Genomic DNA, 11,896 nt, shown 5'->3' with positions numbered 1-11,896 from the left:
GGAAAGCTCAGCGCTGTGTGTAGTAAGGGATGAAGATCTGGTTGGCCTCGCCCCCCACGGAGCGCACCCACTCGCGCGAGAAGCGCTCACCCAGGCGCTTGAGCTCGGTGTCCAGCTCGGCGGAGGCGCGGTCCACCTTGATGCCCTTGCGCTGCAGCTCGCCCACCGACTCGTCGGCCACGGCCTGGCTCATGGCCCAGCCGCGCACTTCGGCCTCGCCAGCAGCATTCGTCACTGCCTGGCGCACCGCCGGCGGCAGCGCCTCGAAAGCCTGCAGGTTCACGAACACGATGTTCTTCGGGAACCAGGCGTTGATGCCGTAGTAGTACCGGATCTGGCCCCAGACCTGGTTCTCGACCCCCGTGAGGGCCGAGGTGATCATGGAGTCGAGCTGGCCCGCAGACAGGGCCTTGTTGACCTCGACCATGGGCACGTCCACCGTGGCGGCGCCCAGCATCTCGGCAATGCGCACGGTGGCCGGGTTGTAGGTGCGCATGCGCGTGCCCTTGAAATCGGCCGACGAGCGCACGGGTGCAATCGAGAACAGCCCCTGCGGCGGCCAGGGCACGGCATACAGGGCCTTGAGCCCCTTGCGTGCGAAGTGCCCTTCGATCAGCGGGCGCTGCAGGTCCCACATTCGCCGTGCGTCCGCGTAGCTGCGCACCACGAAGGGGATCGCGTCGGCACCGGCGATCGGCATGCCCTTCACCAGGCTGGTCATGATGGTCTCGCCCGCCTGGGCCTTGCCCTCCTGCACCGCCTGGGGAATGTCGCCGAGCTTGAACAGGGCGTTGTTGGCGTGCACCTCGATGCGCAGGGCGCCCGAGGAGGCACGCTCCACGTCCTGCGCAAACTGCACCACGTTGCGCGTGTGGAACGACTCGGCGCGGTAGCCGGTGGCCAGTTTCCACTGCGTCTGGGCGTGCACCATCGGGGCCACGGTAAACGCAGCCAGCAAGAAAGCTCTGATCATGATCTGCTCCAGCAAGGGAAATGGACGACAGGCGTTGCAGGCTCGTGCGCTTCAACCCTGCATTCGGTTGGGCAGCCAAAGGACGATGTCAGGCACGAAATACGTGGCAATAACCGCCGCGATCATCAGCATGAACAGCGGCAAGGCCGTGCGGGCGATCCACATGATTTCCCGCCGCGTGAGCCCCTGTATGACGAACAGGTTGAAGCCCACTGGCGGCGTGATCTGCGCCATCTCCACCACCAGCACGATGAAGATGCCGAACCAGATCAGATCGAAGCCCGCAGCCTCCACCGTGGGCAGCAGCACGGCGATGGTCAGCACCACCATCGAGATGCCATCCAGGAAGCAGCCCAGTGCGATGAAGAACACGATGAGCAGCAGCATCAGCGAGAACGGAGCCAGGTGCAGCGACCCGATGAACTCCGCCAGGTGCCGAGGCAGGCCGATGAAGCCCATCGCCAGCGTGAGGAACGCGGCGCCGGCGAGGATCAGGCCGATCATGCAGTACACGCGGCAGGCGGCCACCAGACCTTCCTTGAACAGCGTCCAGTTCAGCGAACCCTCGATCCGGGCCAGGAGCAGTGCTCCGCCCACTCCCAATGCCGCAGCCTCAGTGGCGGTGGCGATGCCGCTGTAGATTGCACCCAGCACCAGGGCGATCAGGGAGACCACCGGAATCAGGTGGCGCGAGGCGTACACCATCTGCGGGAAACTCATCTTCACGTCGGGCGCGGGAACCTTGTCCTTGTTGAGCAGGCCCCAGACGATGATGTAGCCCATGAACAGCGCAGCCAGCATCAGCCCCGGAATCACGCCAGCCAGGAACAGCTTGGAGATGGACACGTTGGCAGCGACTCCATACACGATCATGATGATCGAAGGAGGAATCAGCAGCCCCAGCGTACCCGCACCGGCCAGGGTGCCCACCGAGATGTCGTCGGGGTAGCCCCGCTTCTTGAGCTCGGGCAGCGTCATCTTGCCGATGGTGGCGCAAGTGGCTGCGGACGACCCGGAGATGGCGGCGAAGATGGTGCAGCCCACCACGTTCACGTGCAACAGGCGGCCCGGCAGTCGCTCCAGCCAGGGAGCCAGGCCCTTGAACATGTCGCTGGACAGCTTGCTGCGAAACAGGATCTCGCCCATCCACAGAAAGAGCGGCAACGCGGTCAGCGTCCAGCTGGAGGTCGAGCCCCAGATGGTCAGCATCATGCTGTCGCCCACGGGGCGGCTCGTGAAGAACTCCATGCCCAGCAGCGCCACCGCCAGCAGTGACAGCCCGATCCACAGACCTGATCCAAGCACTGCGAACAGCACCACGATCAGTCCGAATGCAATGATGACATCCATGATTTTTCTACTTTGATGGTTATTCGGACCGAGCGGTCTCGCTCACTGCGATGAGGTTCTCGCCGCGGGCCCGAAGGATGAGGGCATGGGCAAATGCGACGGCAAAGCCGATGCTGCCCACGGCCATGCTGATCTGGGGAATCCACAGCGGCGAGGCGTCAGCTGCGGGGGAAATATCGTGCGTAGCGTAGGAAATCCAGACAGAACGGGCTGCATACCAGGCCACATAGACCGTCAGCACGAGCGCGGCAATCAGGCAGAACCATTCAAAGGCCGAACGCCAGCGCGCTGGCAGGCGGTCGAGCAGCAAGGTGACACGGATGTGGTCGCCGTTTTGCAAGGTGCCGGGCAGTGCGAAGAACAAGGCTGCGGCAATCGCGTAGCCCGCATAGGCGTCCAGGCCCTGGATCTCGATGAACGACACCTGGCGTGACAGAACGCCCAGCATCACGATAAGGAACGCAGCCACCATCGATACGCAGGAAAGGCCGGTAAGCAAGCGGTAGAAATTTCGGACGAACTGGTCCATGGCGATCTCCCGGAGGTCGCTGACAAAAAAGAAGGGGATGGCAGGGTGGTGGCCGGGCCGCAGGGGTCGGCACCCTGGTAACCGCCCGCGAGTGGCCTCGCGGGCAGTTGCGCGAGCGCGCCTTACTTGCGGTAGGCGTCGATGATGGCCTTGCCTTCAGGCCCGGCGGACTTGATCCATTCTTCCGTCATCGTGTTCCCGATCGAGGCGAACTCCTTCTTGAGGGCATCCGATGGCTCGGCAATCGTCATGCCCTTGGCGCCCAGTTCCTTGAGGAACTCCTTGTCTAGGCGCTCGCTGGCTTCCCAGCCGCGCTTTTCTGCCGCAGCAGCGGCCTTGAGCACGGCGTCCTGGGTGGCCTTGTCCAGGCTGTCAAAGGCCTTCTGGTTGACCACCGTGGCATTGCGCGGCTGCCATGCGGCCACGGGGTAGAAGTACTTGACCTGCTCATACAGCTTGCTCTCGACACCGCTGGCCGTGGAGGTGAGGAAGTTGTTCACCGTGTTGGTGGCCAGCGCCTGGCCGAGTTCCGTGAGCTGGATGGTGACCGGCTGGGCCTTGAGCAATTGCGCGATGCGCGTCGTTGCCGGGCTGAAGGAACGCATCTTCGTACCGGCCAGATCGGCAGGGCTCTGCACCGGCTTGGTGGAGTACAGCGACTGCCCAGGCCATGGCACGCTGAACAGCAGCTTCATGCCCTGCGAAGCCAGCAGCTTTTCCTGCGCGGGCTTGGCCACCTGGTACAGCTTCAGGGACTCGGCGTACGACTTGGTGAGGAAGGGGATCGAGTCGACCCCGTACAAGGGGTTTTCGTTGGCCGCACCCGAAAGGATGAACTCCGCTGAAGGCACCTGCCCGGTTTGCACGGCGCGCTTGAGTTCGTTGGCCTTGTAGAGCGATCCGCCGGGGTGCAGCGTGATCTTCAGCTTGCCAGCGGTCAGCTCATCCACCTCCTTGGCAAACTGCTGGACGTTGACCGTCTGGAAGGTGTTGGCGCTGTAGCCGGTTGGCAGGTCCCATTTGACTTGCGCATGGGCACCTGCAGCACAGACGGTGATGGCGGCGAGGGCGATGGCGATGCGTTTCATGGTGGAGGCTCCTTGAGGTTAAAAGCTGGCGAGTTGGTGGTTCAAGAGGTCGGAAATCAGCATGCAGCCCGGGGCATGCGTGATGCAGAACGCCGGCTGGGCGTGCAGGATGGCGGACTGGGGCGTGACACCGCAGGCCCAGAAGACGGGGATCTCGCCGGGCATCAGCGCCACGGCGTCGCCGTAGTCGGGCTTGTCCAGGTCGGCAATGCCGATCAGGGAGGGATCGCCGATGTGCACCGGTGCACCGTGCACATTGGGGAAACGCGAGGTCACCTGCACGGCACGTATCACGTCGGCCGCCGGCATGGGGCGCATGGTCACCACCATCGGGCCGCCGAAGGGGCCTGCGGTCTCGGTCTGCACATTGGTGCGAAACATGGCAACGTTCTTGCCTTCATCGATGTGGCGCAGGCGGATGCCAGCCTCGATCAGTGCGGATTCAAACGAGAACGAGCAGCCCAGGATGAAGGTCACGAGGTCGGGGCGCCAGAACGCAGCAATGTCCGTCACCTCTTCGGCCATCTCGCCATGGCGCCATACGCGGTACAGCGGCACGTCGCTGCGGATGTCGATGCCCTCGCCCAGCGAGGGCAGCGCGAACTGGCCGGGCTCGCTGACCGCCAGCACCGGGCAGGGCTTGGGGTTGCGCTGGCAAAAGCGCAGGAAGTCGCCCGCCTGCACCTCGGGCAGGATGACCAGGTTGCCCTGCACATGGCCATCGGCAAGGCCACTGGTGTGCGAGGTCCACAGGCCCTGGCGAATCACGCTGCGTACATGCGCGGCGTTACTGCTGCCTGCTGAACCAAAGACCTCGGGAGTGTTGTTGTGTGTGGAGTCCACCGTGGCTTCCTTGCGTTGCGAAATGTCAGATGCATGACGATGGATGGATTGTGTTGGCGGTCCACTGCCACTGGCAAATTCAAAAAATTTCTCTCAGGTCATCGATTTTTTCGATGCACTACGCTGGAGCACACTTCACCCAACTTGGTGCTAAGTGGAAACCCTAGGAATCCGAAAGACGTGCCTTTGGGGCCTTGCGGACATGCATGGATGCGGCGCAAAACAAGGCTCCACGACGGCGGTGGAAGGGAGCAGCCGGGGGCAGACGGGCGCGCTCTCCTGCCTGAATGGCACAGGCACGGGGCTTCCATGCGGCCGCCAGACTGCACCAACAACAGGCATGGCCGGGCGAAGGGTGCTGTCCAGGGCATGTGTTCTGCCCGAAAAGCGGAAGGCAGCCCGCTGCGCGGCCGCGCAGCTGCATGCGCCGAGGCAGCACCCGATGCACCTTGTCAGCCAGATTTCAGCTTTTGGCGCGGCCCTTGGTACGCTCGGCCTGCAGTTCGACAAAGGCCAGGGCGGAACGCACCACGCCTTCCACAGCCGGGGAAGACGGGTCTTCGCGGTAGCTCAGGTGGATGGGCAGCGGCCGCAGCTCGGCCTCGCAGGCCAGCGGGCGCAGGTCGGGAAAGGCCAGCAGCCGCTGCACGGCTTGGCGCGGCAGCGTGGCCACGCCAAAGCCGCCCTGCACCAGTTGCACCATGGCCGAGATGGAGGAGATGGTGTGCACGCAGCGTGGCTCCACCTGCGCCTGGCGCAGCACATCGAGCAGGGTCACGTGCGGCTGCGAGCCGCGCTGAAAGGTCAGGATGTCCGTCTCGGCGAAATCCGCGAGCGCATAGCGCCGCTTGCGGTGCAGGGTGCTGTTGCCCACGAAGACCATCTCCATCGGCGTGAGCGCCTGGGTGCGTATGCCCTCGGCCGACGCGGGCAGCGCGGCGAACACGGTGTCCAGCGCGCCGCGGCGGATCTGGTCGAGCAGCACGGGGGTCGTCTCCACCGTGAGTTCAAGCTCCAGCAGCGGGTTGTCCTTGCGCAGTTGCTCGATCCACGGGATCAGCCAGGAGTGCAGCACCGATTCGATGGCACCCAGGCGGATCGAGACCTCCATGGGCCCGCCCGACCCCATCTCGGCCTTGAGCTGGCGCTGCAGTTCCAGCATGCGCTTGGCGTAGGTCAGAAAGCGCGTGCCCGCCACCGTGAGCTTGAAGCGCTTGTCGCTGCGGTCGAGCAGCAGCACGCCGAGCTCCTCCTCCAACGCGGCCACGCGGCTGGACATGGCCGACTGGGTGAGGAACAGCTTTTCGGCCGCGCGCGTCACGCTGCGCAGGGAGGCTACCCAGTAGAAGGCTTCGACGAAACGCAGGTTCATGGTTTTTCCGTGGGGCGGCGCCGCCAGGATTGTGCGCCTGCCAGCGGGCTGCGGAGCACCAGACGTGCCAGCGGCGCAGCGGCCGGCCCTATTCCGCGAACAACGGCAGGTCTGCCTTCTTGAGCGTGCGCAGCACAAAGCTCGAACGGCTGTGGCGTATGCCCTTGATCTTGTAGAGCTTCTCGCGCAGCAGGCGCTCGTAGTCGCGCGTGTCCTTGACCACCACGCGCAGCAGGTAGTCGTAGTCGCCCGAGACCAGGTGCGCCTCGATCACCTCGGGGATGCTGGCCAGCGTCTCGCCGAATTTTTCGAGCGTGTTGTCCGAGTGGCTGTCGAGCGTGACCTGCACCAGAACCGTGTCGGACAGGCCCAGAGCCTGCGGATTGAGCCGCACGGTGTAGCCCTGGATGACCCCGGCCTCCTCCATCTTCTTGATGCGGCCCCAGCACGGCGAGGGGCTCAGGCCCACCGCCTGGCCGATTTCCTGCAGGCTGGCGCGCGCGTCACCCTGCAGCACAGCGAGAATTTTTCTGTCGAGACGGTCCATGGCTGCAATTATTCATGAATTTCTATATTTGCAGCAAATTTTTCTGCAAAATCTCCAATTTAAAAGAAAATTAGAAGGAACTGCTGCCCTCTGCAGGGCATACTTTGGACATCAAGGCGCTCTTACCGGAGCGCACAAACTGACAGGGCCCCGGACTGGTTACCGCCAGACCGGGGCACTTGGCAAGCAGGGGCGCAACCAGCCCCGTATCCCCTGCACCCCTCCCCTTTTGCGCACCCTTTGCCACTCCCTGTCGCCCTGGCGACCAGGCACGGGCATGGTCTGTTCGTACGCACACTTACCAGCACAAACCCCGATGCCCCCAGCCATGCTGCAACGCCATAATTTGGCACTGGCGTGGAGCGAACGCTCCATTGCTTGCGAGGGGACATGGCACCCCGGCAGCCAGCCCAAAAATCAACAGGAGACACCATGCAATTGACCAGACTCGTCGTCGGCCTGAGCCTCGCGCTCGGCTTTGTGGCCACCGCTGCTGCGCAGACCACCATGCGCATCAGCATTTCCACGGCGCAGAACTCCCACCAGGGCGTGGCCATCGACACCTTTGCCAAGGAAGTGGAAAAGCGCACGGGCGGCCGCTACAAGGTGCAGACCTTCTACAACGGTGCACTGGGCGGCGAGCGCGAGTCGATCGAGGCGGTGCAATTGGGCACGCAGGAGCTGGCCTTCAGCTCCACCGGCCCCATCCCGAATTTCGTGCCCGAAACCAAGATCCTGGACGTGCCCTTCCTGTTCCGCGACAAGGCCCATGCCCGCGCCGTGCTCGATGGTCCCATCGGCCAGGAGATGCTGACCAAGTTCGACAGCAAGGGCTTCAAGGCCCTGGCCTGGGCCGAGAACGGTTTCCGCCACATGACCAACAGCAAGCGCGATGTGAAGGAGCCCGGCGACCTGAAGGGCCTGAAGATGCGCACCATGGAGAACCCCGTGCACATCGCCGCCTACAAGGGCTTTGGCATCATCACCACGCCCATGGCCTTCCCGGAAGTCTTCACTGCCCTGCAACAGGGCACCGTGGATGGCCAGGAGAACCCGCTGCCGGTCATCATCTCGGCCAAGTTCGACCAGGTGCAAAAGCACCTGACGCTGACGGGCCACGTCTACTCGCCCTGCATCTTCGTGATGAACAAGGCCTCGTTCGACAAGCTCAGCGCGGCGGACAAGCAGGCCTTCCTCGACGCCGCCAAGGAAGGCACCAAGGCCAACCGCGCCCGCGTCGATGAAGACGATGCCAAGGGTGTGGCAGACCTGCGTGCCAAGGGCATGACGGTGATCGACAATGTGGACAAGGCCAAGTTCGTCGCCGCACTGGCCCCGGTGAATGCCGAGTTCGAAAAGCAGTTTGGCAAGGCCACGCTCGACAAGATCCGCGACGTGAAGTAATCCTGCGCGCTGCGCACCCCGGAACCAAACGCCCGTAGCACCCTTGCTACCGGGCGTTTGGTTCTTGCCTTTTACCGACCCACTATTTCCTGTGGTTGGCCCTGCCCCATGAAAAATGCTTTTCTGACTTTTGAGCGCTGGACGACCTCCATCGCGATGCTGGCCGCCTGCGCCATGCTGGCCGTGGCCTCGTCGCTTGGCATGTTCCAGATCATCACGCGGTTCGTGCTGGAGCAGCCCGCAGAATGGACCGAGGTGCTGATCCGCTTCAGCCTGATCTGGATGGTGTTCCTGGCCATCCCTGCCGCCTTTCGCCAGGGGGCGATGGTGAGTGTGGACGTGCTGTATCGCTGGAGCCCGCCCAAAATGCGGCGCGTGCTCGACTGGGTGGTGTCGCTCGCAGCCCTCGCGCTCATCGGCGTGATCGTCTGGTGGGGTTGGGACTATTCGGTGCGCGGCGGAGTGCAGAGCATGGCCGGGCTGGAGTCGGTATCGATGTTCTGGGCCTACCTGGCCATGCCTGTCGGCGGCCTGTTCTGCGTGGTCGGCATCATCGGCAACCTGATCGATCCCCTGCGCATGGAACTGGAGACGGCCCAATGAGCCTGGTCATGATTTCAACGATGGTGCTGTGCTTTGCACTGACCATCTCGGTAGCGGTTTCCATCGGCCTGGCGTCCATCCTGGGCATCCAGGCCTCCAATGCCAACATGCTCATTTCCGTCAAGGAGATGTTCGCCTCGATCAACAAGTTTCCGCTGGCGGCCATCCCCTTCTTCATCCTGGCGGGCAACCTGATGGAAACCGGCGGGATCTCGCGCCGCCTGGTCGAGTTTGCCAAGAGCATCGTGGGCGGCGTGCAGGGCGGCCTGCCCATGACCTGCGTGCTCACTTGCATGATCTTTGCCGCGGTGTCGGGCTCGTCGGTGGCCACCACCTTCGCCATCGGCGCCATCCTGATCCCGGCCCTCATCAAGCACGGCTACCCCACGAGCTATGCCGCAGCGCTGCAGGCCACCAGCGCCGAACTGGGCGTGATCATTCCGCCCTCCATCCCGATGATCCTCTACGGCGTGAGCGCCGAGGTGTCGATCGGCGAGCTGTTCATCGCCGGTTTCGGCCCCGGGCTGCTGATCAGCTGTGCGCTGATGCTCTTCGTCTGGGCGTACTGCAAGTGGAAGGGCTGGGGCAAGACCGATGGCGAAGGCCGCATGCCCTTCGGCAAGGCCACGCTGCAGGCCGGCTGGGCGCTGCTGATGCCGGTGATCATCCTGGGCGGCATCTATGGCGGCGTGTTCACCCCCACCGAGGCATCGGCCGTGGCAGTGTTCTACGCCCTCGTCGTGGGCGTCGTGATCTACCGCGAAATCAAGATCCAGAACCTGTTCGCCATCCTGCGCAAGTCGGCCATCTCCTCGGCGGTGATCATGTTCATCATCGCCAACGCCGGGCTGTTCGCCTTCCTGATCACCCGCGCGGGCGTGCCCGATGCAATCGGCCGCTGGCTGGAGTCGGTGCTGCAATCGCCCACCCTCTTCCTGCTGGGCGTGAATGCGGCCCTGTTCGTGATCGGCATGTTCATCGAAACCAGTGCCGCCATCATCGTGCTGGCCCCCATCCTCGCGCCGGTGGCCATGCACTTCGGGGTGGATCCCGTGCATTTTGGGCTGATCATGGTGGTGAACCTGGCGCTGGGCATGATCACCCCGCCCTTCGGCGTGAACCTGTTTGCGGCCTGCACGGTAGCGCGCATCTCGCTGGACCGGATCATCAAGCACCTGCTGCCCTTCGTCGGCGTGATCCTGGTGTGCTTGATGCTCATCACCTATATCCCAGGCATTTCGCTCGCGCTGCGCGATCTGGTGTATTCAAAGTAGTTAGAATTCACACGGTCAGGAGAGAGCCTTCCTTCGAGAAGGCCGCCGAAGGCGCAGGGACACCCCGAACGCTCAGGCAAAAGGACTGGCAACCGCCTGCAGGGATGCAGGCGTTCCCTTGCTGGAGAGAGGTGGCCGCGCAGCACAGCGCGCAGGCCATCCACCGAAGGAGCAAGCCGCAGCCGCCAGCCAGGGCGGTGCGGTGAATCTCTCAGGTAAAGCGGACAGCAGGGCAAATCCCGCGACCTCATTGAGGGTCGCGGCCCCCATTTGCCCGGAGTCCGCCCCATGTCTGCCCCTGCCGCCAACGCTGCCCCCCTGCTCACCACGCCCCTGAACGCCCTGCACCTGGAGCTGGGCGCCCGCATGGTGCCGTTTGCCGGCTACTCCATGCCCGTGCAGTACCCCGCCGGACTGATGGCGGAGCACCTGCACACACGCCAGGCCGCCGGCCTGTTCGACGTCTCGCACATGGGCCAGCTCCAACTCATCGGCCCGGATGCCGCAGCCGCCTTCGAGACCCTGGTGCCGGTGGACGTGATCGACCTGCCGGTGGGCAAGCAGCGCTACGGCCTGCTGTTGACGGATGAAGGCACCATCATCGACGACCTGATGTTCTTCAACCAGGGCAACGATACGCTGTTCGTGATCGTCAACGGTGCCTGCAAGGTGGAAGACATCGCGCATATCCAGGCGCGCATCGGCCAGCGCTGCGAAGTTGCACCCATGCCCGACCACGCCCTGCTGGCGCTGCAGGGCCCGCAGGCCGTGACCGCCCTGGCCCGCCTGGCCCCGGGCATCGAAAAACTGGTGTTCATGACCGGTGGCAGCTACACCATTGCCGGCTGCGACTGTTTCGTGACGCGCAGCGGCTACACGGGCGAAGACGGCTTCGAGATATCGGTGCCGGCCGCCCAGGCCGACACCCTGGCCCGCGCCCTGCTGGCGCAGCCCGAGGTCAAGCCCATCGGCCTGGGCGCGCGCAACTCGCTGCGCCTGGAAGCCGGCCTGTGCCTGTACGGCAACGACATCGACACTACCACCACCCCGCCCGAGGCGGCGCTCAACTGGGCGATCCAGAAGGTGCGCCGCACCGGCGGTGCGCGCGCGGGCGGCTTCCCCGGTGCCGACAAGGTGCTGGCGCAGATCGACAACCCCGCCAGCCTGGCGCGCAAGCGCGTGGGCCTGGTGGCGCTGGAGCGTGTGCCCGTGCGCGAGCACACGCCCCTGCAGAGCACCGACGGCCAGGCCATCGGCGAGGTCACCAGCGGCCTGCTCGGGCCCACGGTGAACGAACCCGTGGCCATGGGCTACGTCACGCCCGCATTTGCCGCCATCGGCACCCGCGTGAACGCCATCGTGCGCGGCAAGGCCGTGCCCATGGAGGTGCGCGCCATGCCGTTCGTGCCCGCCAACTATTTCCGCGGCTGAATTAATTCACGCCGCCAGCGGGCTGGGCCCGCTACATTGCAGATTCCTTCATTTTCAAGAGCCACAGGAGCTTTCCCCATGACCGTCAAATTCTCCAAAGACCACGAATGGATCAACGCCGCCGACGCCGCTGCTGCCGTGGTGGGCATCACCGTGCACGCCCAGGACGCCCTGGGTGACGTGGTGTTCGTGGACCTGCCCGAGGTCGGCAAGACCTTTGCCCAGGGCGAAGTGGCCGGCGTGGTCGAGTCTGTCAAGGCCGCAGCCGACGTGTACATGCCCGTCTCGGGCGAGATCGTCGAGGTCAACGAAGCCCTGCGCGCCGACCCCTCGCTGGCCAATTCCGATCCCCTGAACGCCGGCTGGTTCTTCAAGGTCAAGCTCAGCGATGCCGGCCAGCTCGACGCCCTCCTGAGCGAGACCGACTACACCGAGTTCGCGAAAAACGCATAACTGCAACCGCCCCTGCCTGAGACCTGCCC

12 protein-coding genes and 2 riboswitches are annotated in these 11,896 nt (G+C 64.3%); of the genes, 5 read left to right on the top strand and 7 right to left on the bottom strand.

The features are described from left to right. Nucleotides 1–7 precede the first annotated feature (7 nt). The 7 genes from ACSQ9E_RS07030 to ACSQ9E_RS07000 form a co-directional block, all read right to left on the bottom strand. Nucleotides 8–973, bottom strand: a complete 966-nt coding sequence (locus ACSQ9E_RS07030; protein ID WP_428000058.1) for a TRAP transporter substrate-binding protein — start codon at nt 971–973, stop codon at nt 8–10. 51 nt (nt 974–1,024) lie between these two features. Further along, a complete protein-coding gene (locus tag ACSQ9E_RS07025; RefSeq protein ID WP_200964011.1) occupies nt 1,025–2,323 on the bottom strand; it encodes a TRAP transporter large permease in 1,299 nt (432 codons plus the stop codon). A 19-nt stretch (nt 2,324–2,342) separates the two neighbouring features. After that, the gene (locus tag ACSQ9E_RS07020; protein WP_082608326.1) at nt 2,343–2,852 is read right to left on the bottom strand and encodes a TRAP transporter small permease; all 510 of its coding nucleotides are present in this window, start codon (nt 2,850–2,852) and stop codon (nt 2,343–2,345) included. A 122-nt stretch (nt 2,853–2,974) separates the two neighbouring features. Beyond that, on the bottom strand, nt 2,975–3,940 hold the full coding sequence (locus tag ACSQ9E_RS07015) for a TRAP transporter substrate-binding protein (protein ID WP_057269788.1): 966 nt from the start codon (nt 3,938–3,940) through the stop codon (nt 2,975–2,977). 18 nt (nt 3,941–3,958) lie between these two features. Then, on the bottom strand, nt 3,959–4,783 hold the full coding sequence (locus ACSQ9E_RS07010; protein ID WP_436217277.1) for a putative hydro-lyase: 825 nt from the start codon (nt 4,781–4,783) through the stop codon (nt 3,959–3,961). A 463-nt stretch (nt 4,784–5,246) separates the two neighbouring features. Then, the gene (locus tag ACSQ9E_RS07005; protein WP_057269790.1) at nt 5,247–6,155 is read right to left on the bottom strand and encodes a LysR family transcriptional regulator; all 909 of its coding nucleotides are present in this window, start codon (nt 6,153–6,155) and stop codon (nt 5,247–5,249) included. An 88-nt stretch (nt 6,156–6,243) separates the two neighbouring features. Then, entirely contained in the window at nt 6,244–6,702 is a 459-nt protein-coding gene (locus ACSQ9E_RS07000) for an Lrp/AsnC family transcriptional regulator (protein ID WP_007860247.1), read from the bottom strand. Nucleotides 6,703–7,134: 432 nt separating this feature from the next. Here ACSQ9E_RS07000 and ACSQ9E_RS06995 point away from each other — a divergent pair, with 432 nt between their 5' ends. The 5 genes from ACSQ9E_RS06995 to gcvH all read left to right on the top strand — a co-directional run bounded on the left by ACSQ9E_RS06995 (nt 7,135) and on the right by gcvH (nt 11,867). Beyond that, the gene (locus ACSQ9E_RS06995) at nt 7,135–8,106 is read left to right on the top strand and encodes a TRAP transporter substrate-binding protein (protein WP_057206097.1); all 972 of its coding nucleotides are present in this window, start codon (nt 7,135–7,137) and stop codon (nt 8,104–8,106) included. A 108-nt stretch (nt 8,107–8,214) separates the two neighbouring features. After that, nucleotides 8,215–8,709 (top strand): TRAP transporter small permease, encoded by a 495-nt coding sequence (locus ACSQ9E_RS06990; protein WP_436217276.1) that lies wholly within the window; start codon nt 8,215–8,217, stop codon nt 8,707–8,709. Continuing rightward, nucleotides 8,706–9,983, top strand: a complete 1,278-nt coding sequence (locus tag ACSQ9E_RS06985) for a TRAP transporter large permease (RefSeq protein ID WP_436217275.1) — start codon at nt 8,706–8,708, stop codon at nt 9,981–9,983. Before ACSQ9E_RS06990 ends, ACSQ9E_RS06985 begins: the two co-directional genes overlap by 4 nt. Before the next feature lie 6 nt (nt 9,984–9,989). After that, a riboswitch (glycine riboswitch) is annotated at nt 9,990–10,081 on the top strand. Between the two features lie 13 nt (nt 10,082–10,094). Further along, a riboswitch (glycine riboswitch) is annotated at nt 10,095–10,221 on the top strand. Nucleotides 10,222–10,271: 50 nt separating this feature from the next. Next, nucleotides 10,272–11,414, top strand: coding sequence for a glycine cleavage system aminomethyltransferase GcvT (gene gcvT / locus ACSQ9E_RS06980; RefSeq protein ID WP_436217274.1), 1,143 nt, complete (start codon nt 10,272–10,274; stop codon nt 11,412–11,414). Nucleotides 11,415–11,492: 78 nt separating this feature from the next. Beyond that, nucleotides 11,493–11,867 (top strand): glycine cleavage system protein GcvH, encoded by a 375-nt coding sequence (gene gcvH, locus ACSQ9E_RS06975; RefSeq protein ID WP_057269794.1) that lies wholly within the window; start codon nt 11,493–11,495, stop codon nt 11,865–11,867. Nucleotides 11,868–11,896: the final 29 nt, after the last annotated feature.

It is taken from the genome of Acidovorax sp. LjRoot118 (assembly GCF_964253575.1).
Classification (GTDB): Bacteria; Pseudomonadota; Gammaproteobacteria; order Burkholderiales; family Burkholderiaceae_C; genus Acidovorax.
Note: the sequence above shows the minus strand (reverse complement) of the source record. Positions and strands in the feature narration are given on the sequence as shown.